The following is a 23,394-nucleotide window of genomic DNA, read 5'->3' as shown; positions in this document are numbered from 1 at the left end:
CCATGCGCCGTAGCGTCATTTTTTGCATACAAATGGGGATCACTGCGCGGCTTCCCATGTCGTGCCTGCGGCAGAGTCCTTGAGCACGATGCCCTGGGCCAGCAGCGCCTGGCGGATGCGGTCGGCCTCGGCGAAGTTCTTGGCGGCCTTGGCGGCGGCGCGGGCAGCAATCTGCGCCTGGATGTCGGCTTCGTTCACACCTGCACCGGCCTGCAGGAAGGCCTTGGGGTCACCCTGCAGCAGCCCCAGGCAACCACCCAGCGCCTTGAGCAGTCCGGCCAGCTCGGCCGAGCGGGTCTTGTTGACCTCGCCCGCCAGCTCGAACAGCACGGCCACGGCCTCGGGGGTACCAAAGTCCTCGTCCATCGCGGCCTTGAAGCGGGCTGCGTAGGGGTTGCTCCAGTCGATCGCAGCCGCTTCGGCGGGGGCGACCAGGCTCAGCGCCGTGTACAGGCGCTTCAAGGCCTGGCGCGCGTCGTCCAGGTGGGCGTCGCTGTAGTTCAGCGCGCTGCGGTAGTGGGCGCGCACCATGAAAAAGCGCAGCGTCTCCGCGTCGTAGCTCTTGAGCACGTCGCGGATGGTGAAGAAGTTGCCCAGGCTCTTGGACATCTTCTCGTTGTCCACGCGCACGAAGCCGTTGTGCACCCAGAACTTCGCCAAAGGCTTGCCGGTGGCGCCTTCGCTCTGGGCGATCTCGTTCTCGTGGTGGGGGAACTGCAGGTCTGCGCCGCCGCCGTGGATGTCAAACGTTTCGCCCAGCGTGGCGCCGCACATGGCCGAGCATTCGATGTGCCAGCCGGGGCGGCCCGCGCCGAATTCGCTGTCCCACTTGGCCTCGGGCGGCTCCTCGGGCTTGGAGGCCTTCCACAGCACGAAGTCGAGCGGGTCTTCCTTGCCATCGAGCACGGCCACGCGCTCGCCGGCACGCAGCTCGTCCAGCGATTTGCCCGAGAGCTTGCCGTAGCCGTCGAACTTGCGCACCGAGTAGTTCACATCACCGTTGCTCGCTCGGTAGGCGAGGCCTTTGCCTTCGAGCTGGCCGATGAGCGAGAGCATCTGGGGCACGTATTCGGTGGCGCGCGGCTCCACGGTGGGTGGCTCGATGCCCAGCAGGCCGATGTCCTGGTGCATCGCGGCAATCATCTCGTCGGTGAGCTGGCGGATGGTGATGCCCCGCTCCAGCGCGCGCTTGATGATCTTGTCGTCGATGTCGGTGATGTTGCGTACATAGGTGACGCGCAAGCCGCTGCTTTTGAGCCAGCGCTGCACCACATCAAACGCCATCATCATGCGGGCGTGGCCGATGTGGCACAGGTCGTAGATGGTCATGCCGCACACATACATGCGCACATGGCCAGGTTCGAGCGGGGAAAAGTCCTCCAATGCACGCGACAGCGTGTTGTAGATGCGCAAACTCATGGGATTTCAGTCACGGGGAAGGGGTGGTTGGGTGAAGCGATTCACCCGGTAGCAAAGGGCCTGGAACAGGTTTTCAGAGCCCTCGGCGGGGGTTGGCCCGGCAGGGGGCCTACAGCGAAATCACCCGCGGCAACAGCGTTCCGTCATGACAACCCCCTCAGCTACAATCCGCCGCAGTATAAGCCCCCGCCCCGGCGGGCCGCTGCCCAACACCCCGGAACCCCCATGAAGCCAGTCCTCCGCACCCTTCCACAACTCCTGCGCCTGGTGGCGCTGACCGCGCTGCTGGGCGCGGGCGTGGCCCATGCCGAGGACTACTCCGACATCACCCAACTGCTGAAAACCGGCAAGGCCGCCGAAGCCCTGGTGAAGGCCGACCAGCGCCTGGCCGCCACCCCGCGCGACCCGCAGCTGCGCTTTCTGCGCGGCGTGGCACAGGCCGACAGCGGCAAGCAGGGCGAGGCCATCACCACCTTCACCAAGCTGACGGAAGAGTACCCCGAGCTGCCCGAGCCCTACAACAACCTGGCTGTGCTCTACGCCAACCAGAACCAGCTGGACAAGGCCCGCACGGCGCTCGAAATGGCGATCCGCACCAACCCCAGCTACGCCACCGCGCACGAAAACCTGGGCGACATCTACGCCAAGCTGGCCAGCCAGGCCTACAACAAGGCCCTGCAGCTGGACGCCAACAGCGCCAACTCGGTCAAGCCCAAGCTGGCCCTGATCCGCGAACTGTTCTCTGCCGACGCAGCCAGCAAATCCGGCCGCCCTGCGGCGGCAGCCCCCGCACCCGCCGCCGTGGTGGCCACCCAGCGCCCGGCGCCTGCCGCAGCAGCGCCTGCACCCGCAGCCCCCACCCCGGCCCCGGCAGCAGCGGCAGCCCCTGCGCCCGCCGCTACCCCGGCGGCTGCAGCGCCCGCCGCTGCCCCCGCTCCGGCCCCTGTAGCCGCCAGCGACGCGTCCACCCAGGCCGTGACAGCCGCCGTGCAGGCCTGGGCCGCCGCCTGGGCCGCCAAGGACATGAAGGCCTATCTGGGCGCCTACGACAAGTCTTTTGATCCACCGGGCAACCAGAACCGCTCCGCCTGGGAGAAAGAGCGCGAAGCCCGCATCGTCGGCAAGTCCAAGATCAGCGTGAAGCTGTCCGACATCGCCGTGTCGGTCCAGGGTGACAAGGCCACGGCCCGCTTTCGCCAGGCCTACAGCGCCGACGCGCTCAACGTGACCAGCCGCAAGACCCTGGATCTGGTGAACAGCAACGGCCGCTGGGCCATTGTTCGCGAATCCACAGGCGGTTGACCGTGAACCCCGGCGCGGCGCCTGCGCCTCTTGCGCGGGCTTTTTTTTTGCCCTGACCCGACCCTGATGCCGCGCATGTCCGTGCCTTTGTCCGCACCAGGCCGCCTGGTGGCCACTGCCGCCCTGTGCCTGGCGGGCCTGCTGCTGGCCGCCCCCGCGATGTCCCAGGGCGACAAGGAGAAGAAGAAGCGGCGCGCAACAGCCTCTGCACCACAGCCTGTCTCCGTCGAAGCCCTCCGCGACGGCCAGGCCGAAGCCCGCCTGATGGCGGTGTACAAGCTCGTGGCCGAAGGCCGGGGCCGCGAGGCCCTGGTGCAGGCCGAAAGCCTGGCGCGCGACTACCCCAACTTCCAGCTGGCCCAGCTCGCCGTGGGCGATCTGCTCATGTCGCGCACGCGCCCCATCCGCCACCTGGGTGATGTGGCGCCCGAACCCGACTCGGCCCGCAGCCTCCAGGCCGCCGCCACCCTCACCGAGCTGCGCACCGAATCGCGCCAGCGGGTGGACGCACAACGCAGCCGCCCGCCGGAGAACAGCGTCCCTGCCCAGTTCCTGGAGCTGTCCCCCCGCTCGCGCCACGCCATTGCGGTGGACGCATCGCGCTCGCGCCTGTACCTGTTCGAGAACACCCCCAAGGGCCTGCAGCTGGTGGCCGACTACTACGCGTCGGTGGGCAAGCTCGGCATCGAAAAAGAGGTGGAGGGTGACCAGCGCACACCGCTCGGGGTGTACTTCATCACCAGCCGCCTGGACCCCGCCACGCTCAAGGATTTCTACGGCGCGGGCGCCCTGCCCATCAACTACCCCAACCCGCTGGACCAGAGCCGGGGCAAGACGGGCAGCGGCATCTGGCTGCACGGCACGCCTCCCGACCAGTTCGCGCGCGCGCCCCTGGCCACCGACGGCTGCCTGGTGCTGGCCAACCCCGACCTGGAGCGCATCCTGCGCACGGTGGAGCCCCGCTCCACGCCCGTGGTGATTGCACGCCAGCTGCAATGGGTACTGCCCCACAGCGTGGCGGCCGAACGCAAATCGTTCGAGGCCGTGCTCAACGCCTGGCGCACCGCCAAGACCGAAGGCGACATGAAGCGCCTCTTGAGTTTTTACGCCCCCGACTTCCAGAGCTACCGCAAGAAGCCGCTGGAGGAATGGGCCCAGGTGCTGCAGGCCGAAACCCGGGCGCTCAAGGGCCGGGAACTCCAGCTCAAGGACAAGTCTTACCTGCGCTGGACAGACTCGGCCGACACCATGGTGGTAACGTTCGGCGAAGTCGCCGAAGGCGCCCGCACCGGCCCGACCAAGCGCCAGTACTGGACGCGGCGTGGCCCACATTGGCAGATATTTTTCGAAGGAGTGATTGGATGATTTCCAGAAGAAATTCGACCCTGGCGCTTGCCAGCATTGCCCTGGCAGCTATTTTTTCAGTAGCACCCGCCTACGCGCAAGACGCAGCCCCCAAGGTCAAGCTGGCCACCTCGATGGGTGACATCGTGGTGCAGCTCGATGCCGCCAAGGCGCCCAAGACGGTCGAGAACTTCCTAGCCTATGTGAACAGCAAGCACTACGACGGCACGATCTTCCACCGCGTGATCGACGGCTTCATGATCCAGGGCGGCGGCTTCACGGCCGACATGCAGCAAAAGCCCACCAAGGCCCCCATCGCACTCGAAGCCAAGAACGGCCTCAAGAACGACACCTACACCATCGCCATGGCCCGCACAGGCAACCCCGACTCGGCCACCTCGCAGTTCTTCATCAACGTGAAGGACAACGCCATGCTCAACGCCCCCAGCCCCGACGGCCACGGCTATGCCGTGTTCGGCAAGGTCGTGGAAGGCACCGCCGTGGTGGACAAGATCAAGGCCGTGGCCACTGGCAACAAGGGCCCGCACCAGAACGTGCCCACCACCCCCATCACCATCACTTCGGCCACCGTGGTGAAGTGAATTTTTTCAAGAAAGCACTGCAATGAGCAATCCACAAGTTGAACTCCACGTGACCATCAACGTGGCAGAAACCGCCACCCAGGGCGTGATCACCATCGAACTGGACGCCGTGAACGCGCCCAAGTCCACGGCCAACTTCCTGAGCTACGTGAACAGCGGCTTCTACAGCGGCACCGTGTTCCACCGCGTGATCAAGAACTTCATGATCCAGGGCGGCGGCATGACAGCCGACATGAAGCAAAAGGAAACCCAGGCCCCCATCGAGAACGAAGCCAAGAACGGCCTGAAGAACGACAAGTACACCCTGGCCATGGCCCGCACCGGCGACCCCCACAGCGCCACGGCCCAGTTCTTCATCAACACGGTGGACAACGGCTTCCTGAACCACACCTCGCCCACCGCCCAAGGCTGGGGCTATGCCGTGTTCGGCAAGGTCGTGAAGGGCCAGGACGTGGTGGACGCCATCAAGGCCGTGCGCACCACGCGCAAGGGCTACCACGATGACGTGCCATTCGACGCTGTCGTGATCGACAAGGCCGTGGCCCTGTAAATCCACAGCCTGCTCGGGCCTTGACTGCCGCCCCGTTGACGACCGTGCCCCCGTTCGAGGAGCTTGCCGCTCCCTCGCACTGGCGCACGGTCGAATTCATTTCGGACCTGCACCTGCAGGCCAGCGAGCCCGCCACCGTGGCCGCCTGGCAGCACTACCTGCAGACCACGCAGGCCGACGCCCTCTTCATCCTGGGCGACCTGTTCGAGGTGTGGGTGGGCGACGATGCCCTGCAGGAGCCCGGCAGCTTCGAGGCCACATGCTGCGCCACCCTGCGGGCCGCCGCGCAGCGCCTGCCGGTGTACTTCATGCACGGCAACCGCGATTTTCTGGCGGGCCCGGCCTTTCTGGCGCATTGCGGCATCACCGGCCTGGCCGACCCTACCGTGCTGGCGTTTGGTGACCAGCGCTTTGTGCTCAGCCATGGCGATCTGCTGTGCCTTCAGGATGTGGACTACCAGCGTTTTCGGGTGCAGGCGCGCAGCGCCGAATGGCAGCAGCAGTTTCTGGCCCAGCCCCTGGCCACACGCCGTGCGCAGGCACGCGGCATCCGGCAGGAGAGCGAGGCGCGCAAACAATCCGGCGCCAGCTATGCCGATGTGGACGGCCCGGCCGCCATTGCCTGGCTGCAGGCCGCAGGCGCCCGCACGCTCATCCACGGCCACACCCACAAGCCTGCCAGCCACCTGCTGGCCCCGGGCTTGCAGCGCGTGGTGCTCAGTGACTGGGACGCCGCCGCATTGCCTCCTCGCTTGGAAACACTGCGTTTGTCCGGCGCGGGCTTGGAACGGGTCACCTTGGCCCCCAGCTACCAGCGATCCTGAACTGCGCGGGGCCTGACCGCCTTGCAGCCTGATCGTCATGCCCCCTTTTCTCAACCGGCTCTGGCGCCACGTGCGCTCCACCGTGGCCCCGGTGCCCGACATCTCCGCCACGCTGTGGCTGCAAACACTGCAGCGCTACCCCTTCCTGGCGGCGCTGTCGCTGCACGACCAGTCCAAGCTGCGCGCGCTCAGCGCCCTCTTCCTGCACCACAAGGAGTTTCACGGTGCCCACGGCCTGGTGGTGACCGACGCCATGGCCATCGACATTGCAGCCCAGGCCTGCCTGCCCCTGCTGCATTGGGGCGATCCTGCCAAGGCGCTGGCCTGGTACGACGACTTCGTGGGCATCGTGCTGCACCCCGGCGAGGCCGTAGCCCGCCGCAAAACCATGGACGAAGCCGGTGTGGTGCATGAACACACGCAGGTGCTGCTGGGCGAAGCCATGGAGCGCGGCCCCATCATGCTGAGCTGGGAACATGTGGCCAACGCCACCGAAAACACCGCGCGCGGCCACAACGTGGTGGTGCACGAATTTGTGCACAAACTCGACATGAAAAACGGCGAGCCCAACGGCTGCCCGCCCCTGCCCGCCGGCTTCATGGGCGCGCGCACCGGCCGCGCTGCCTACGAAGCCTGGTGGAACGCCTGGGAGCCCGCCTACCAGGACTTCCGCGAGGCCGTCATCAAGGCCGAGCGCTTCGGCGCAGAACGCCCCTGGCTGGACGCCTACGGGGCCACCTCGCCCTCCGAATTCTTCGCTGTGGCCTGCGAGGCGTACTTCGTGAACCGCGAGCGGTTTGCGCAAGAGTTTCCGGGGCTGATGCCGGTGCTGGACACTTTCTTTCAGCGCCCCGCCCACGCGAACTGACGAGCAAAGCCGCACGCGGAGCGAGAAGCCCCCGCAGGCATTGCCTCTGCTTGCTGATGCCAGGGCGTTGCAGACATGGAATTGCCTGCCCACAAGACAAAAAGTCCATATTTTGACAATTTATACAATTCTGGATAAATTGCCGCTATGCCTGCACATGTCCCCGCACCCGCCCACCCCCGTCCCCGCACCCGCCGGGGGACTCCACAGCGCACCGCCGAACAAGCCGCCCTTCTCTCCCAGATCGAACAGGTCGCCCAAGGCCTCGCCGCCACGTTTGCCCCCTTCTGCGAGGTGGTGGTGCACGATCTGCTGGACCCCAAGCACTCCATCCTGGCCATCCACAACAACCTGTCGGGGCGCATGGTGGGTGACCCCACCACCGAGATGGGGCTCACACGCATCGCGGATCCGGACTATCCGCAGGTGGTCGCCAACTACGCCAATCAGTTCGCTGACGGCCGCCCGGCCAAGAGCACCTCGGTGGGCATCAAGGACGCGTCGGGCCACTACATCGCGGCGCTGTGCCTGAACGTGGACATGACGCTGTTTCGCAGCCTGCAGAGCGTGGTGGGCCAGTTCATCGCCACGGACGGCGACACAGGGCTCAAGGAATCTCTGGACCCCGCCGGGGCCGAAGCCATCCGCCAGCGCATTGACCAGTTCGCGGCGCGGCTGTCGTCGGCACCGCGCGCCCTCAAGGCGGCCGAGCGGCGCGCGCTGCTGCGCGAACTCAAAGCCTCGGGCAGCCTGGAAGTGCGCCGCGCCATGGAGGTGGTGGCACAGCACCTGGGCGTGTCGCGTGCCACGGTGTATGGCGACGTGAAATGACACGGCCCCACAACCCGGCCTGCCGCACCCGCCGCATCTGATTTTTTCACTTCCCACCCGGACTTCACCATGACCCCAACCCTCCCCGCCCTTCCCACCTACGACGACGTGGTGGCCGCCGCTGGCCGCATTGCGGGCGTGGCCCATCGCACACCGGTGCTCACCTCGCGCACCGTCAATGAAGAATTTGGCGCCCAGGTGTTCTTCAAGTGCGAGAACCTGCAGCGCATGGGCGCGTTCAAGTTCCGGGGGGCTTACAACGCGCTCGCAAAATTCAGCCCCGCGCAGCGCAAGGCTGGTGTGGTCGCGTTCTCCTCAGGCAACCACGCGCAGGGCATTGCGCTGGCCGCGCGCGAGCTGGGCATCCCGGCCACCATCGTCATGCCACAAGACGCACCCGCCGCCAAGGTGGCGGCCACGCAGGGCTACGGCGCCACCGTGGTGTTCTACGACCGCTACACACAAGACCGCGAGCAGATCACCCGCGACCTGGCGGAGCAGAATGGCCTCACGCTGATCCCGCCCTACGACCATGCCGATGTGCTGGCCGGCCAGGGCACGGCTGCCAAGGAGCTGTTCGAGGAGGTGAGCCCGCTCGATGCATTCTTTGTGTGCCTGGGCGGCGGCGGGCTGCTGTCAGGCTCGGCCCTGGCCACGCGCGCACTCTCGCCCCAGACCAAACTCTATGGCGTGGAGCCTGCAGCGGGCAACGATGGGCAGCAGTCGTTCCGCAGCGGCTCCATCGTGCACATCGACACGCCCACCACCATTGCCGATGGTGCCCAGACGCAGCACCTGGGCCACATCACCTTCGCCATCATCCGCCGCGACGTGGACGACATCCTCACGGTGACGGACGAACAGCTGGTGGATGCCATGCGCTTTTTTGCCGAACGCATGAAGCTGGTGGTGGAGCCCACCGGTTGCCTGGGTTTTGCTGCGGCGCGGGCCATGCAGAGCGAACTCAAGGGCCAGCGCGTGGGCGTGCTCATCAGCGGCGGCAACGTGGACCTGGCACGGTTTTGCGCCTTGGTGGCAAGGTGACGGGCCCCCGCCCGGCCCCGCCAGCCTGAAAACACCTCAGGCCGACAGCGCCTGCTCCACCGCTGCCTGGGCCTCTTCCAGGCTGCTGAAGAACCGCATCGGCTGGGGCATGGCCTTGGGCAAGTGGGCCGGTGCGGGCCAGAGGCGCTCGTCCTCCCAGGCGGCAGTCCATCCGCCGATGTCTTTGCGCTTGACGGAGCAGATCGCTTGCCCGTCCACCATCGCGGTCCAGGTGGTAGGCGGGTTGTGGTCCCAGCTGACATGTGCCATGGTGCCCTCCGGCAGTTGCTCGGTTACAACCCATTCTAGGAAGCTGTTACAGGCTGGGCAATGTGTTCGACCCTAGGGATCCTCTGCACGAATCGAGCGGTAAGTGTGCGCTGCGGATCGGGATGGGCTGCAAGGCGCAAAACGCAGCAATAGCCGTAGCTATTGCGAGTATTTGCAACGCCGCAGACCGCCCGAGACCGCAGATGCACACGGCGCGATGATTTGCGCAGAGGATCCCTAGGGGAGGCAGGTGGGACTGCCCGGTGGCCGGGGCTCGGTGCACGAAGGCAAAAAGTTAGAGCGAAAACGGCCTTCTCCGCCCATCCAAATTGCCTCATTAGCTATCAAATATGTAGCACTCAGGCCATACCAGGATTGAATTCGCCGCTCTGCATCCATCTTCGCCCGACGCGGAAAGATGACCCTAGCGTCCATCGGCGGGGACAGCCTCCCTTGCAAACCCCGCCCAGACGCCCGAGCAGTACAACGCCCACAAAACGAACACCGGCTGCAGCAAAGGCCGCACCCAGTAGTACCAGGCGCCAAACGGCAGCCCATGCACCTGCTGGCCCTGCTGCGCCACATGGACGTTGGCCACCACCACACACACCAGCAGCGCCGCCAGCCCCAGCCCGGCCAGTTGGTGCAGGCGCGGCAACCCCACGCGATCCAGCAGGCGCTGGGGCAGCAGCAGGGCCAAGCCCCCGGCCAGTTCGGCCACCCCCGTCAGATACACCCAGAACAGCGCCTGCGCCGCCAGCAGGTCGGGAATCATGGGCACATAGCGCAGTTGCGCGTTCACAAAATGGTCCACCCCCGTGAACACAAAACCCAGGCCCATGCCCCAGCGCATGGCCCACCGCAGGCCGGGGCGCCCCCCCGCCAGCCGACGCACCAGCCAAGCCAGCGCACTGGCACCCATGATCAACAGCAGAAAACTCATGGCAGACACCTTGATGTTAACAATGGAAACATTCTAGAGTGTTAAAGTTTCCACCGTCAACATTCAATGTTTTCCTGTCGTTTTCTTTTTCTGCACTTTTTGTGTCCGCCAACGCCTATCCATGACCAGCCCCTACCACCACGGCGACCTCAAAAGCACCCTGCTGGCCTACGCGCTGGAGCAGATGGAAGGCGCCGGGCTCGACGGCCTGTCGATGCGCGAGATGGCCAAGGCGGTGGGGGTTTCGCACACAGCGGCCTACCGCCACTTTGCCGACAAGCAGGCCCTGCTGGACGCCATGGCCGAACAAGGCTTCGAGGCCCTGCGCCAGGCCAGCAGCGAGGCGATAGCAGCCGCCCAGGGCAGCCCAGACCGGCTGCTGGCCAGCGGTCTGGCCTATGTGCAGTTCGGGCGCCAGCACCCCCGGCAACTGGCCCATATGTTCGGCGCTGCAGCCCGGGCCACAGCGCCACCGCGCCTGCGCGCCGTGGCGGCCGACCTGTTCAACGACCTGCAGACCCTGGTGGCCGAGGGCCAGCAGCACGGCAGCTTCCGCACAGGTGACCCGCGCGCACTGGCCCACGCATGCTGGGCCATGGTCCACGGCTTGGCGCTGTTGCAGGGCGGGCACCTGCTGGGCCAGCCGCCTGGTGTAGGGGCGGAGATCGGCTCGCCCACCGCCGCTCCACTATCGCCTGACCATGCCGCCAGCCAACAGACGCGCGCGGCGCTGCAGGTGCTGATGCAGGGGTTGCTGGCGCCCCTCCAACTGCCCCCCGACTCCTGAGCCCCTGTCCTTCGGCGCCCGAGGTGGCACAGCGCGCGGGGCGCGGCTCGCTCGCAGGCTTATGCCTTCTGCCTTAGGCCTTGAGCCGACCGATTGCGCTGCGGGCAGCACGCGCCACGGCCTGCGCATCCACCCCAAAAAATTCCCGCAGCGCCGCCCGCGTGTCGCTGCGGCCAAAGCCGTCGGTGCCCAGGGTGATGTACTTGCGCCCTTCGGGGATAAATGCGCGCACTGTCTCGGGCACGGCGCGCACGTAGTCGGTGGCGGCCACCACGGGCCCGCTGGTGGCGGCCAGTTGGGCGGCAAGCCAGGGGGTGCCGGGCTCCACCCCTTCTTCACCCGCCAGCGCGCGCTGTTCGCAGGCCACGCCGTCGCGGGCCAGTTCGCTCCAGCTGGTGACGCTGAGCACGGTCACATCCAGGCCTTCGCTGGCGAGTTGTTCTGCGGCCTTGACCACCTCGGTCAGGATGGCGCCGGAACCCATCAGGGTGACGGAACTTTGAGAAGAAACAAGGCCTTTGCGCGCGTCCACATTGCCCTGGTAGCTCCTGAAAACATAGCACCCACGCAAGACCCCGTCTGCAGCGCCTGCGGGCAGGTCGGGCTGCGCGTAGTTCTCGTTCATCAGCGTCACGTAGTAGAAAACGTCGCGCTGCTCGGTCACCATCTCGCGCATGCCAGCGTCGATGATCACGGCCATCTCGCCCGCGTAGGCCGGGTCGTAGGCCTTGCAGTTGGGGATGGTGGCGGCCACGAGGTGGCTGGTGCCGTCCTGGTGCTGCAGGCCCTCGCCGCCCAGCGTGGTGCGGCCCGAGGTGGCGCCCAGCAAAAAGCCACGCGCACGCTGGTCGGCAGCCGCCCAGATGGCGTCGCCCACGCGCTGGAAGCCGAACATGGAGTAGTAGATGTAGAACGGCAGCATGGCCAGGCCGTGCACGCTGTAGCTGGTGGCGGCTGCTGTCCAGCTCGCAATCGCACCCGCCTCGCTGATGCCTTCTTCAAGGATTTGCCCGTCCAGCGCCTCGCGGTAGCTCAGCACCGAGCCGATGTCCTCCGGCGCGTAGCGCTGGCCCACGCTGCTGTAGATGCCGACCTGCTTGAACAGGTTGGCCATGCCAAAGGTGCGCGCCTCGTCGGCCACGATGGGCACGATGCGGGGGCCTAACGTGGCGTCCTTCAGCAGCGTGCCCAGCATGCGCACAAAGGCCATGGTGGTGCTCATCTCCTTGCCGTCGGCCTGCAGCGCAAACTGGGCGTAGCCGGCCAGGGGCGGCACGGGCAGCACGTCGCAGGCCGTCTGGCGGCGCGGCAGGTAGCCACCCAGCTGCTGGCGGTGGCGGCGCAGGTACTGCATCTCCGGGCTGTCTTCGGCAGGCTTGTAGAACGCTAGGCTGGTCGCCTGCGCGTCCGTGAGCGGCAGGTTGAAGCGGTTGCGGAATTCGATGAGGTCGGTGTCGTCCAGCTTCTTCTGGCTGTGCGTGGTCATCTTGCCCTGCCCCGCCGTGCCCATGCCGTAGCCCTTTTTGGTGTGGGCCAGGATCACCGTGGGCTGGCCCTTGTGGGCAGCGGCGGCAGCGTAGGCGGCGTGGATCTTCACCAGGTCGTGCCCTCCGCGCTTGAGGCGATCGATCTGCTCGTCCGTCATGCCCTGGGCCAGCGCGGCCAGTTCGGGGTTCTGGCCGAAGAAGTTGTCGCGGTTGAAGCGGCCGTCCTTGGCGGCAAAGGTCTGCATCTGGCCGTCCACCGTGCCTTCCAGCGTGCGCACCAGCGCGCCGGTCAGGTCGCGGGCAAACAGGCCGTCCCAGTCGCTGCCCCACACCAACTTGACCACGTTCCAGCCCGCACCGGCAAACAGCCGCTCCAGCTCGTCGATGATGCGGCCGTTGCCGCGCACCGGGCCGTCCAGGCGCTGCAGGTTGCAGTTGACCACCCAGACGAGGTTGTCCAGGCCTTCGCGCGCGGCGAGCGTCAGCGCACTCATCGACTCGGGCTCGTCCATCTCGCCGTCGCCAAACACGCCCCACACCTTGCGGCCCTCACAGTTGAGCAGATTACGGTGCGTGAGGTAGCGCATAAAGCGCGCGTGGTAGATGCTGCTGATGGGGCCGATGCCCATCGAACCGGTGGGGAACTGCCAGAAGTCGGGCATCAGCCAGGGGTGCGGGTAGCTCGACAGGCCCTGCGCGCCTGCGCTGGGGGCCGTGATTTCCTGCCGGTAGTGCTGCAGGTCGTTTTCCGTCAAATGCCCTTCCAGAAACGCCCGCGCATACACGCCCGGCGCGCTGTGCGGCTGAAAGAACACCAAATCGCCCCGGTGCTGGCCCTCGCCCACGCCTTCGCGGGCGCGGAAGAAGTGGTTGAAGCCGCTCTCAAACAGATCGGCCGCGCTGGCGTAGCTGGCGATGTGGCCGCCCAGCTCGCCGTAGGCTTGATTCGCCCGCACCACCATGGCCAGCGCGTTCCAGCGCATGAGCGACGCCAGCCGCTCTTCAATCGCGAGATCGCCCGGGAAGGTGGGCTGCGCCTGGGCCGCCACGGTGTTCACATACGGCGTGTTGAGCTGCGGCTGCCAGCCCACGCGCTGGGTGCGGGCCAGGCGCACCAGCTCCTGCAACACAAACCGCGCGCGCTCGGGGCCTTCGGTGGCCACCAGGGCCAGGAAGGCATCGCGCCATTCGGCGGTTTCTTGCGGGTCGATGTCGGCCAGGGTGTCCTGGGGGCTGAGGAGGTGGGGGGGCAGTGGGGCGTTCATGGGAGCACACTGTAGAAGGGTTGGGCAAAAATGTGATGCCGAAACGCGCCAATCAAGCGCCATTAAAAGCACAATATGCTGCACCAACAAAATATTGCAGCATATGAAGCTTGACGTGACCGATCTGCGCATTCTGGCCGAGCTGCAGGCCGACGGTTCGCTCTCCAATGTGGAGCTGGCGCGGCGCGTGCACCTGTCGCCCTCGCCCTGCCTGGCGCGGGTGAAGGCGCTGGAGGCGGCGGGCGTGATCGCCCGCTATGTGGCGCTGGCCAACGCGGCGGCGCTGGGGCTGGGGCTGAATGTGTTCATCAGCATCAGCCTGAAGACGCAGAACAAGGAGGCGCTGGCCGACTTCGAGCGGCGCATTGCCGAGCACGACGAGGTGATGGAGTGCTACCTGATGAGCGGCGACTCCGACTACCTCATCCGCGTGGCGCTGCCCGACATTGCGGCACTGGAGCGGTTCATCCTGGAGCAGCTTTCGCCGATCCCGGGGCTGGAGAAGATCCGCTCCAGCTTCGCGCTCAAGCAGGTGCGCTACAAGACGGCTCTGCCGCTGCCACACGCTCGGAGCTGAGCCCGGCGTTGATGCCAGCGCTGAGATCCATGGCGTGGGCCAGGTCCAACGCCTGGCCGATGTCGGCCAGCAGGTCGTCCAGGTCTTCCAACCCCACCGACAGGCGCACCAGGCCTTCGGCAATGCCGTGGGCGGCACGCTGCTCGGGGGTGTAGGTGGAATGGGTCATGCTGGCCGGGTGCTGGGCCAGGGTTTCGGCGTCGCCCAGGCTCACGGCGCGGGTGACGAGTTGCAGCGCGTCCATGAAGCGCACGCCCGCCTGCAGGCCGCCGCGCAGCTCGAAAGCGATCATGCCGCCCATCTGGCGCATCTGCTGCTTGGCCAGCGCATGCTGCGCAAAGCTGGGCAGACCGGGGTAGTGCACGGCCGCCGCAGCGGGGTGGGCGGCGATGAATTCGGCCACCTTCTGCGCGCTTTGGCAGTGGCGGTCCATGCGCAGGGCCAGGGTTTTCAGGCCGCGCATCACCAGGTGGGCGTCTTGCGCCGACATCACCGCGCCGGTCATGTCTTTCAGGCCGTACAGGCGCACGCGCTGGGCCAGCTCGGCATCGGCAAACACCGCTGCGCCTGCGGTCAGGTCGCCATGGCCGCCGAGGTATTTGGTCATGGAGTGCACGCTCACATCCGCCCCCAGCAGCAGCGGCTGCTGCAGGTAGGGCGTGCAGTAGGTGTTGTCCACCACCACCTTGGCGCCCTGGGCATGGGCCAGGGCCGACACGGCGGCGATGTCCACTAGGCGCATGTTGGGGTTGGCGGGGGTTTCGAGGTACAGCACGCGGGTCTTGGCGGTCAACGCCTCGGCCACGCGGGCGGGGTCGGTCATGTCCACATGGCGCACCGTCACGCCAAAGCGGCCCAGGCCGTGGTGCAAAAACGAGAAGGTGCAGCCATAGAGCGTGAGGTCGGCCAGGATCTCGTCGCCCGGCTCCAGCATGGACCACAGCGTGGCCGTGATGGCGCCCATGCCCGAGCCGAACACCACGGCGCCTGCGCCCTCTTCCAGCGCCGCCAGCCGCCCTTCGAGCAGCGCCAGCGTGGGGTTGGCGATGCGGGTGTAGAAGTAGCCGGGCTCCTGGCCCGCAAAGCAGCGCGCGCCGTAGGCCACATCCGGGAAGGCATAGGTGGCCGAGGTGTGGATGGGCGGCACCAGTGCGCCCTGGTGGTCGGCCGGGTTGTAGCCGTGGTGGATGGCGCGGGTGCTGAAGCCGGTGGCGGGGCTGCGGTCGGTGCTGCGGGTCATGTTTGTCTCCTGGTGGGCCGACCACAGACGGAATGCGGGGGTCGGATGCGGAGATTCTTGAACTCATCGACAGGCAAAATTTCGCCTTCTTTGCCTCATAAATCAATCCAAAGGGCAAAATTTGCCCCAAACCCTCACCACCCCACCACCATGCACCCCTACCCGCTCGACCCCGTGGACCGAACCCTGCTCAACGCCCTGCAGCGCGACGGCCGCGCCACCGTGGGCGACCTGGCCGAGGCGGTGTCACTTTCCACCTCACCCTGCTGGCGGCGCGTGCGGGCGCTGGAAGAAGCCGGGGTGATTGCGGGCTACCACGCCCACCTGCACCGCCAGCGCGTGGGCTGGGGCGTGCTGGGTTTTGTGCAACTGGCGCTGCACGACCACACCGCCGAGACCACGTCGGCCCTGGAGCGCGAGGTGATGGCCATGCCCCAGGTGCTGTCGTGCCACAACCTCTCGGGCCGGTACGACTACCAGCTGGAAGTGGTGGCGGCCGACCTGGAATCGTTTGCCGAATACGTGCGCACCCATGTGCGCAGCCTGCCGGGCGTGCGCGAGATTTCGACGAGCTTTTCGCTCAAGGAGGTGAAGCGCACCATGGCGCTGCCGGTGTGAGGCTGGGGCGCTGCGGCGAGACGGTGCCTTCGCTCAGAAAGCGGTGGGCGTGGTCGAGAGCGACTCCAGCCAGGTCACCGTGGCCGCCAGCTCCGATGGCCGGATCTCGTGCGCGCTGGGGAACTCGTGGTAGCTCACCGCCACCGGCAGGGGCGCCATGTGGTGCGCAATGGCCTGGGCGTTGGCCAGGGGGATCACGTTGTCGTGCGTTCCATGGCTCAGCCACAGCCGCTTGCCCCGCAGCGCATCGGCCGGGGCCGTCAGGGGCACCACCTGCGGCAGCAGGCGGCTGTGCCACACCAGGCCGGCGTGCATCAGTTCGGGCTTTGTCAGCAGCAGCGACAGCGCCATGATGCCGCCCTGGCTGAAGCCGCCCACCACCACGCGCTCAGGCGGGATGCCCAGTTGCGCGCTGGCGGACTCCACCGCCTGGGCCACCAGGGCGCGGCTTTGGGCCTCTTGCTCTTCGTTGATAGTGCGGTCGCCATTGGGCTCGATGGAAAAATCAAACCACGCGTGCGAGCCCGGCCCCATGCGGAACGGCGCGCGCAGGCTGAGCACATGAAAGCGCTCGGGGATCTGCGGCGACAGGCTGAACAGGTCCTGCTCGTTGCTGCCCACACCGTGCATCAGCACCAGCAGCCAGGGGCGGGGCGTGGTGGCAGCAGCGGGGCGCTGCAAAAATGTGAGCGGTAGATTGAGCATAGACAGGCGCCAGGGGCAGTTTTGACTTAGAAAATGCAGGACCGATGCACCATCAATGCACCGGCTCCAGCGCAAACGCATCCATCGACAGCATGCTGTACATCACCTCGCGGCTCAAGTAGTTTGCGTGCAGGTCGTCGCCCGCCGCACCCAGTGCAAAGAAGATGGGCAAAAAGTGGTCTTCGGTGGGGTGCGCGCGGTGGGCATGGGGCGCCTGGCTGCGATAGTTGAGCAGCGCGGCCATGTCGCCACGGGCCAGCGCGTCTTCGATCCAGCGGCTGAACTCCAGCACATAGGGCGCGGGCGCACGCTCGCCGCCAAAAAACTCGGCCAGGTTGTGCGTCATGCTGCCCGAGCCCACCACCAGCACGCCCTGGGCGCGCAGGCTGCGCAAGGCGGCGCCCAGCGCATACACCTCGGCCGGGCCCGCACCCACGGGCAGGGCCACCTGCACCACGGGCACATCGGCCTCGGGGAACAAATGCATCAGCGGCACCCAGGCGCCATGGTCAAAGGGGCGCGCGGCATCGCCCTGCGCGGCCACACCGGCCGCCTGCAGCAGGCCCAGCACCTCCTGCGCCAGCGCGGGCGAGCCGGGGGCGGGGTACTGCAGCTCGTACAGCGCGGGCGGAAAGCCGCCAAAGTCGTGCCAGGTGGCGGGCTGCGGGCCGGTCATCACCTGCACCGAGCGCACCATCCAGTGCGGCGACATCACCACCACACCGCGCAGGCCGGGCACCTGCGCCTTCAGGCCCTGGCCCCATTGCGTGAGCGCGGGGCCGGTGGTGCCAGCGTCCACCGCAAACAGCGGCGCGCCGTGGGATACGAACAGGGCTGGAACAGTGGGCAAAGGGGTGTGGGCAGCAGCGGTCATGGCAGTTTCATCCGTGAATGCCCCACTGTAGGCCGGACGGGCGCCCACACCAAGCCCTGCGGGGCAGACAGATTGTTCTACGGGTGATGCTAATCAAGCCCTGGCAGCATCCCACCGACGCTATCAGGAGCCGTCGCGCACCCGCCCCCGCAGCGCCTTGGTCTCGCTGCGCTGGGTCTTGCCCTGCAGGCGGCGCTGTTGCGACCCGTAGGTGGGCTTGGTGGCGCGGCGCACCCGGGGCGGCACGGCCACGGTGTTGACCAGCGCGTTGAGCCGCGCCAGCGCATCGGCGCGGTTCTGCTCCTGGCTGCGGAACTGCTGGGCCTTGATGACCACCACGCCCTCTTGCGTGATGCGGGTGTCGCGCAGGGCCAGCAGGCGCTCTTTCACGCCCTCGGGCAGCGACGAGGCCGCCACGTCAAACCGCAAGTGGACAGCGCTCGACACCTTGTTGACGTTCTGCCCGCCCGCGCCCTGGGCGCGCATGGCGGTGATTTCAACCTCGTCCTCAGAGACCTGCAGGGGCAGCGGGGCCATACAAATAGAAAAGGCCCGCGCGCCCGGCCATCAGGCCGCAGGCTGCTGCTGGGCCAGCAGTTGTGCCAGGCCGTCAATCGCCAGGCCATAGCCCAGCACGCCAAAGCCACACATCACCGCCTTGGCGGCGGCGGCCATGTACGAATGGTGGCGGTAGGCCTCGCGCGCATGCACATTGCTGATGTGCAGCTCGATCAGGGTGATGCCCGTGCCCTTGATGGCGTCATGCAGCGCAATGCTGGTGTGGGTGTAGGCACCGGCGTTCAGCACCACCCCAGCCAGCTCGCCCGCCGCGTGCAGGCGGCCTGCCTCATGAATCCAGTCCACCAGCGCGCCCTCGTGGTTGCTTTGGTGAAAACGCAGCGCATAGCCATGGCGCTGGCAGGCGTCGGCACAGAGCTTTTCCACATCGGCCAGTGTTTGGGCGCCGTAGACGGCGGGCTCTCGCGTGCCCAGCAGGTTCAGATTGGGGCCATTCAGGACAAAAACGGTTTTATGGGCAGTCACAGACAGGGTCTCCGGGGCAATGCGCCTGCCACGCTGGCAGGCCAGAGTGCGGGATTATGCGGCGCCCAGCGCAGGGGCCGCCCCAATAAAAAAGCGGCCCCGAAGGACCGCTATAAAAGGCAGCCTGTGCAACGCTGCCTGTGAGCGACTCGCGCCCAAGAGGTTGATGGCACGCCCTAGGCTGATCAACGGTCCCAGTGGCGACCGTGGCCGTGACCATGGTGGCGGTGATGGCGATGGTGCCGGTAGCCATGGCCGTAATACACCACCGGTGGGGGGGCGTAATAGGCGGGCGGGGCGCTGTAATACACGGGCCGGGGCGGCGCGTAATACACCGGTGGGGGCGGCGCCACGTAGACCGGGGCGGGGGCGTAGTAGCCATTGCTGGCACCGATCACCACGCCGGGCACGCCAACGCCAACCGACCAATTGACGTCACGGGCCTGGGCGGCGCCAGCACCGGCCAGCAAAGCCAGGGCCACGCCAGCCGAAGCGGCCATGGCATAAAGAGAACGGGTTTTCGTCATGGAAATCTCCTGGTAAATGAAAGCCCGCCGCCAGGTGGCAAGGGCCCTCACCGGTACACAACGCACCAAGTAGCCAAAAGGATGGCATAAAAGCGTCTTTACGTTGTGTCTGAACGTACACGCGCTTGTTTTAATGCGTAAACCGTCACGAAACCGCCGCCTAAAATGGCTGGATGAGCACCCCCTCCCCCGCCAATACCCCCGCCAGCGCCGCCGCTGCGGACACCGCTGAATCCACCAAGCCCAGCAACTTCCTGCGCCAGATCATCGAAAAAGACCTGGAGCAAGGCACTTACGCCACCCGCCGCTGGGCTGGCGCCCCTGGCGACGCCGCCCACCACGCCCAGGGCGAGCCCGACCCCGCCAAGATCCGCACCCGCTTCCCACCCGAGCCCAACGGCTACCTGCACATCGGCCACGCCAAGAGCATCTGCATCAACTTTGGCCTGGCGCGCGACTACGGCGGCGTGTGCCACCTGCGCTTTGACGACACCAACCCCGAAAAAGAAGACACCGAATACGTCAACAGCATCATCGACGCCGTGAAATGGCTCGGTTTTGACTGGGCCCAGCTCGGCCAGGCGCCCGGCAGCGCCGCGCCCTACCAGGCCAGCGACTACTTCGGCTTCATGTACCGCGCCGCCGAATATTTGATCGAAGCAGGCCACGCCTACGTGGACGAGCAGACCACCGAACAAATGCGCGCCAACCGGGGCGACTTCAGCAAGCCCGGCGTGGACAGCCCCTTCCGCAGCCGCACGCCCGAAGAAAACCTGCGCATCTTCCGCGAGATGCGTGATGGCCAGCATGAGGATGGATCGATGGTGCTGCGCGCCAAGATCGACATGGCCAGCCCCAACATCAACATGCGCGACCCGGCCATCTACCGCATCCGCCGCGCCACGCACCACAACACGGGCGACACCTGGTGCATCTACCCCATGTACACCTACGCGCACCCCATCGAGGACGCGCTGGAGCAGATCACTCACAGCCTGTGCACGCTGGAATTTGAAGACCAGCGCCCCTTCTACGACTGGCTGCTGGAGCGCCTGACCGAAGGCGGCCTGCTGGCCAGCCCCCCCCCCCGCCAGTACGAATTTGCGCGCCTGAACCTCACCTACGTCATCACCAGCAAACGCAAGCTCGCCCAGCTGGTGTACGACCACAAGGTCAGCGGCTGGGACGACCCCCGCATGCCAACAATAGTCGGCCTGCGCCGCCGTGGCTACACACCCGAAGCGCTGCAGGTGTTTGCCGAACGCATCGGCGTGACCAAATCCGACAGCTGGATCGACTACAGCACCCTGGAAGGCTGCCTGCGCGAAGACCTGGAGCTGAAGGCCCACCGTGGCATGGCCGTGCTCAACCCCGTCAAGCTGGTGCTGACCAACTGGGACGACGTGATGGGTGCAGGCCACCTGGAGCCCTGCAGCCTGCCCGCCCTGCCCCACCCACCAGAGGGGGTTGAGAGCCCCGTGCGCCACTTCACCATCGGCAAGGAAGTGTGGATTGAACGCGAAGACTTTGAAGAAGTGCCGCCCAAGGGCTACAAGCGCCTCTTCCCCGGCAACAAGGTGCGCCTGAAGGGCGGCTACGTCATCGAATGCACCGGCTGCACCAAGGACGCCGACGGAGTCATCACCGAAGTGCTGGCCACCGTGGTGCCCGACACCAAGAGCGGCACCCCCGGCGCCGACAGCGTGAAGGTCAAAGCCGCCATCACCTGGGTGGGCGTGGCCGACGGCGTGAACGCCGAAGTGCGCATGTACGACCGCCTGTTCCTGGACGCCCACCCCGACGCGGGCGGCAAGGACTTCATCGAAAGCCTGAACCCGAACAGCCTGAGGGTGGTGACCGCCATCGTGGAGCCGTCATTGGCCAATGCCCAACTGGACGACAAGTTCCAGTTTGAGCGGCATGGGTACTTTGTGGCGGACCGTGTGGATCACCGGGCGGAGAAGCCGGTGTTTAACTTGGCGGTGGGGTTGAAGGATTCTTGGGGCAAGTAGCTCAAGATTTACCATTCAAACGACCCAACCAGATAAATATAAAAATAAAACCAAGGAAATAAAATGGCGAATGCGGGCTTCTACAAACAATGGGGTTTTTTAGACAACCCCTTTTCGCCGATGCCACTTAGTGGTGATGCATTTGGAAGTCAACTATTAATCGGCAGAGATGTCGAGTTGAATTCGGTTCTTTTTCGACTAAAATCTGGAGGCGAAGCAATTTGCCTTGATGGTCCAGTCGGCGTGGGAAAGACAAGTCTTGCAAATGTTGCAGCGTTCCGCGCCGAACAAGATTTCGCCAGTGATTCGAACGCAAATCCGCTATTACTGCTATGCAGGAAGCCATTTCAGATTTCAACCAAGCAGTCACCCGAAGAACTACGATTCCACATTCTTACGGAAGTAGCACAGACATTAATTGAAAAGGCAGCTTTCTACAAATCTCGTGGCTCGATGTCCTCATTAAAGGGCATAGATAGTTGGCTCAATAACCCGATGCTTTCGCAAGTTGAAGGGCAAATATTAGGTTTTGGACTTGGCGGCTCCTCGCAACCAAATGAGTCACAGGGATTTCGAGATAGCGGCTTCACCAAACTTATTACCCAATGGCTTGAAACGGTATTTCCTGACAGAACAACAGGAGGTGTCATTTGTGTCATTGATAATTTGGAATTACTCGAAACATCAGAGGCCGCCAGAAAAACGATAGAGTCGCTGAGGGATACACTTTTTACCATCTGCGGGATCCGATGGGTACTTTGCGGTGCACATGGAATAATTCATAGCGTAGTAGAATCACCTCGGCTTGTTGGCTATTTAGGCCAACCGATTACAGTAAAGCGACTACGACTCCAACAGGCCCAAGCAGTTTTTGATGCTCGCGTATCAACATTCAAAGACCACACGAGCAGAAATCAATATCTACCACTACTCGCCGACGATTTCCACAACCTTTACATGATTCTTGGCGAAAATCTTCGACAAGCGCTTGCCTCGGCTCAGGCGTATTGCCTTCACGTTGCGGAACAGGGTAACTATCCAGAAGATGACGAAGCCAAGAAGCAACGTTTCGAAACTTGGTTGCGGTCAAATGCATTAGCCACAAAAAGCAGCCTCGAAACACATGTTGGGAAAAAGGCACTGGAACTATTGCGAAATGTAATCCTCAACATGTCGGGAGAATTCAATCCAAGTGATTTTTCCGCACTAGGATTCAATAGTATTCCAGCCCTGAGACCACATGTTAAGAGCCTAGAAGATTTCGGTTTAGTTGAGGCCACGAGAGACGAAACAGATCAACGTCGCCGCACCATTACCGTGACTGGAAAAGGATGGTTAATGCACTGGGCATCTATAATCACCTAGGTAATCATGAGCCAAGTAGTAAAAATCCGTTCCGCCTTCAGCGTTGACCCAGCTCAAGCAGCATTGGCGGCGCTATTACGCGCCGGGTTGCGTGCAGCCGAAGAGGCGCGGCGCGCCAACACCTACATGGTGGTAGAGGAAAACGGCAAAGTGATGCATGAGAGTCCACAGGAGTATTTGCGCAAGCGCAGCGAGCAATCCCCGCCTTCAAGCTCCAAGACCAGCGCCTGATTGATTGACACCGCCCAATGCACCCCGCCATCGCCCAACACCGCTCCGGTATTGCCGCCATCTGCCAGCGCTACGGCATCCGGCGACTGGAGGTGTTTGGCTCGGCTGCCCGGGCCACAGACTTTGACCCAGACCGCAGCGACGCCGACTTTCTGGTGGAGTTTGCGCCGGACGTTGACCCTGGGCTCCACACGATTTTTGGTGCCAAAGCCGATCTGGAAGCCCTGCTAGGCCGAGGCGTAGACCTGGTGGAGCCCGGCGCGGTGCGCAACCCCTATGTGCTGGACAACATCAACCGCCACCGCGAGGCCGTTTATGCAGCGTGACCCGCGTGCTTTTTTGTGGGACGTGCGCGAGGCGGCGCTGGCGATCCAGTCGTTCACCACGGGCATGGACGCAGCGGCCTATGCAGCCAATGCAATGGCGCAAGCGGCTGTGGAGCGCAAGTTTGAAATCATTGGGGAAGCGCTCAACCAACTGTCCAAGCTAGATACGGCCATGGCCGCCCGCATTCCTGACCTGGCGCAGATCGTGGCGTTCCGCAACCAGCTCATTCACGGTTATGCGACGGTGAATGTCAGCACTGTGTGGAACATCACTCAAACCGCACTGCCCGCGCTGCGGGATGCCGTGCAGGCTCTTCTCGACGAACTTGGCTAGCTAGC

Annotated in this window: 26 protein-coding genes; 16 read left to right on the top strand and 10 right to left on the bottom strand. The window is 65.1% G+C overall.

Translation table 11 applies throughout. The features are described 5' to 3' along the window. Positions 1-39: 39 nt before the first annotated feature. Positions 40-1,419 (bottom strand): cysteine--tRNA ligase, encoded by a 1,380-nt coding sequence (gene cysS, locus CBY09_RS05890; RefSeq protein ID WP_094287362.1) that lies wholly within the window; start codon positions 1,417-1,419, stop codon positions 40-42. A gap of 225 nt (positions 1,420-1,644) precedes the next feature. On the opposite strand from cysS, the gene CBY09_RS05885 reads away from it, so the two are divergent. The 8 genes from CBY09_RS05885 to CBY09_RS05850 all read left to right on the top strand — a co-directional run bounded on the left by CBY09_RS05885 (position 1,645) and on the right by CBY09_RS05850 (position 8,784). Then, entirely contained in the window at positions 1,645-2,721 is a 1,077-nt protein-coding gene (locus CBY09_RS05885) for a L,D-transpeptidase Cds6 family protein (RefSeq protein ID WP_094287360.1), read from the top strand. Positions 2,722-2,796: 75 nt separating this feature from the next. After that, positions 2,797-4,086, top strand: coding sequence for a L,D-transpeptidase family protein (locus CBY09_RS05880; RefSeq protein WP_094288046.1), 1,290 nt, complete (start codon positions 2,797-2,799; stop codon positions 4,084-4,086). Then, positions 4,083-4,667, top strand: a complete 585-nt coding sequence (locus CBY09_RS05875; RefSeq protein ID WP_094287358.1) for a peptidylprolyl isomerase — start codon at positions 4,083-4,085, stop codon at positions 4,665-4,667. Before CBY09_RS05880 ends, CBY09_RS05875 begins: the two co-directional genes overlap by 4 nt. Before the next feature lie 22 nt (positions 4,668-4,689). Next, positions 4,690-5,217, top strand: a complete 528-nt coding sequence (locus CBY09_RS05870; protein WP_094287356.1) for a peptidylprolyl isomerase — start codon at positions 4,690-4,692, stop codon at positions 5,215-5,217. 35 nt (positions 5,218-5,252) lie between these two features. Beyond that, positions 5,253-6,041 carry a UDP-2,3-diacylglucosamine diphosphatase gene (locus tag CBY09_RS05865; RefSeq protein WP_094287354.1) on the top strand — a complete coding sequence of 263 codons (789 nt, stop codon included), beginning with the start codon at positions 5,253-5,255 and terminating at the stop codon, positions 6,039-6,041. Between the two features lie 37 nt (positions 6,042-6,078). Further along, positions 6,079-6,909 carry a M90 family metallopeptidase gene (locus tag CBY09_RS05860; protein WP_094287352.1) on the top strand — a complete coding sequence of 277 codons (831 nt, stop codon included), beginning with the start codon at positions 6,079-6,081 and terminating at the stop codon, positions 6,907-6,909. A gap of 147 nt (positions 6,910-7,056) precedes the next feature. After that, the gene (locus CBY09_RS05855) at positions 7,057-7,740 is read left to right on the top strand and encodes a helix-turn-helix transcriptional regulator (protein ID WP_094287350.1); all 684 of its coding nucleotides are present in this window, start codon (positions 7,057-7,059) and stop codon (positions 7,738-7,740) included. A 69-nt stretch (positions 7,741-7,809) separates the two neighbouring features. Next, positions 7,810-8,784, top strand: a complete 975-nt coding sequence (locus tag CBY09_RS05850; RefSeq protein ID WP_094287348.1) for a threo-3-hydroxy-L-aspartate ammonia-lyase — start codon at positions 7,810-7,812, stop codon at positions 8,782-8,784. 36 nt (positions 8,785-8,820) lie between these two features. On the opposite strand, the gene CBY09_RS05845 is transcribed toward CBY09_RS05850, so the two are convergent. Both CBY09_RS05845 and CBY09_RS05840 read right to left on the bottom strand, forming a co-directional pair. Further along, entirely contained in the window at positions 8,821-9,054 is a 234-nt protein-coding gene (locus tag CBY09_RS05845) for a hypothetical protein (RefSeq protein ID WP_063463142.1), read from the bottom strand. A gap of 424 nt (positions 9,055-9,478) precedes the next feature. After that, positions 9,479-9,997, bottom strand: a complete 519-nt coding sequence (locus CBY09_RS05840; RefSeq protein ID WP_094287346.1) for a DoxX family protein — start codon at positions 9,995-9,997, stop codon at positions 9,479-9,481. Between the two features lie 121 nt (positions 9,998-10,118). Here CBY09_RS05840 and CBY09_RS05835 point away from each other — a divergent pair, with 121 nt between their 5' ends. Continuing rightward, a complete protein-coding gene (locus CBY09_RS05835; RefSeq protein WP_094287344.1) occupies positions 10,119-10,784 on the top strand; it encodes a TetR/AcrR family transcriptional regulator in 666 nt (221 codons plus the stop codon). 73 nt (positions 10,785-10,857) lie between these two features. Here the strand turns inward: CBY09_RS05835 and mdeB are convergent, their stop codons facing one another. Continuing rightward, positions 10,858-13,536 (bottom strand): alpha-ketoglutarate dehydrogenase, encoded by a 2,679-nt coding sequence (mdeB, locus tag CBY09_RS05830; protein ID WP_094287342.1) that lies wholly within the window; start codon positions 13,534-13,536, stop codon positions 10,858-10,860. A gap of 103 nt (positions 13,537-13,639) precedes the next feature. On the opposite strand from mdeB, the gene CBY09_RS05825 reads away from it, so the two are divergent. Continuing rightward, positions 13,640-14,113, top strand: coding sequence for an Lrp/AsnC family transcriptional regulator (locus CBY09_RS05825; RefSeq protein ID WP_094287340.1), 474 nt, complete (start codon positions 13,640-13,642; stop codon positions 14,111-14,113). On the opposite strand, the gene CBY09_RS05820 is transcribed toward CBY09_RS05825, so the two are convergent. After that, entirely contained in the window at positions 14,061-15,353 is a 1,293-nt protein-coding gene (locus CBY09_RS05820) for a methionine gamma-lyase (RefSeq protein WP_094287338.1), read from the bottom strand. The genes CBY09_RS05825 and CBY09_RS05820 overlap by 53 nt on opposite strands. Before the next feature lie 150 nt (positions 15,354-15,503). Between CBY09_RS05820 and CBY09_RS05815 the strand changes: the two genes are divergently transcribed. After that, positions 15,504-15,971, top strand: coding sequence for an Lrp/AsnC family transcriptional regulator (locus CBY09_RS05815; protein ID WP_063463138.1), 468 nt, complete (start codon positions 15,504-15,506; stop codon positions 15,969-15,971). 33 nt (positions 15,972-16,004) lie between these two features. On the opposite strand, the gene CBY09_RS05810 is transcribed toward CBY09_RS05815, so the two are convergent. The 5 genes from CBY09_RS05810 to CBY09_RS05790 form a co-directional block, all read right to left on the bottom strand. Next, positions 16,005-16,676 (bottom strand): alpha/beta hydrolase, encoded by a 672-nt coding sequence (locus CBY09_RS05810; protein ID WP_094287336.1) that lies wholly within the window; start codon positions 16,674-16,676, stop codon positions 16,005-16,007. Positions 16,677-16,728: 52 nt separating this feature from the next. Then, entirely contained in the window at positions 16,729-17,550 is an 822-nt protein-coding gene (locus CBY09_RS05805; RefSeq protein ID WP_094287334.1) for a DODA-type extradiol aromatic ring-opening family dioxygenase, read from the bottom strand. A 123-nt stretch (positions 17,551-17,673) separates the two neighbouring features. Further along, complete coding sequence (gene arfB, locus CBY09_RS05800; protein WP_094287332.1) at positions 17,674-18,087, bottom strand: alternative ribosome rescue aminoacyl-tRNA hydrolase ArfB; 414 nt, start codon at positions 18,085-18,087, stop codon at positions 17,674-17,676. A gap of 30 nt (positions 18,088-18,117) precedes the next feature. Then, positions 18,118-18,594, bottom strand: coding sequence for a type II 3-dehydroquinate dehydratase (gene aroQ, locus CBY09_RS05795; RefSeq protein WP_094287330.1), 477 nt, complete (start codon positions 18,592-18,594; stop codon positions 18,118-18,120). 185 nt (positions 18,595-18,779) lie between these two features. Beyond that, complete coding sequence (locus CBY09_RS05790; protein WP_094287328.1) at positions 18,780-19,121, bottom strand: hypothetical protein; 342 nt, start codon at positions 19,119-19,121, stop codon at positions 18,780-18,782. Between the two features lie 173 nt (positions 19,122-19,294). Here CBY09_RS05790 and CBY09_RS05785 point away from each other — a divergent pair, with 173 nt between their 5' ends. From CBY09_RS05785 to CBY09_RS05775, 5 genes are all read left to right on the top strand, one after another. Next, positions 19,295-21,133, top strand: a complete 1,839-nt coding sequence (locus CBY09_RS05785) for a glutamine--tRNA ligase/YqeY domain fusion protein (protein ID WP_094287326.1) — start codon at positions 19,295-19,297, stop codon at positions 21,131-21,133. Between the two features lie 63 nt (positions 21,134-21,196). Further along, on the top strand, positions 21,197-22,498 hold the full coding sequence (locus tag CBY09_RS23630; protein ID WP_133066240.1) for a MarR family winged helix-turn-helix transcriptional regulator: 1,302 nt from the start codon (positions 21,197-21,199) through the stop codon (positions 22,496-22,498). Positions 22,499-22,504: 6 nt separating this feature from the next. Continuing rightward, entirely contained in the window at positions 22,505-22,729 is a 225-nt protein-coding gene (locus CBY09_RS23625; protein ID WP_133066239.1) for a hypothetical protein, read from the top strand. A 17-nt stretch (positions 22,730-22,746) separates the two neighbouring features. After that, positions 22,747-23,055, top strand: a complete 309-nt coding sequence (locus CBY09_RS05780) for a nucleotidyltransferase family protein (RefSeq protein WP_094287324.1) — start codon at positions 22,747-22,749, stop codon at positions 23,053-23,055. Next, positions 23,045-23,389, top strand: a complete 345-nt coding sequence (locus CBY09_RS05775; protein ID WP_094287322.1) for a HepT-like ribonuclease domain-containing protein — start codon at positions 23,045-23,047, stop codon at positions 23,387-23,389. The genes CBY09_RS05780 and CBY09_RS05775 overlap by 11 nt, the downstream gene beginning before the upstream one ends. The last annotated feature ends 5 nt before the right edge of the window (positions 23,390-23,394 follow it).

It is taken from the genome of Acidovorax kalamii (assembly GCF_002245625.1).
GTDB classification, from domain to species: domain Bacteria; phylum Pseudomonadota; class Gammaproteobacteria; order Burkholderiales; family Burkholderiaceae_C; genus Acidovorax; species Acidovorax kalamii.
Note: the sequence above shows the minus strand (reverse complement) of the source record. Positions and strands in the feature narration are given on the sequence as shown.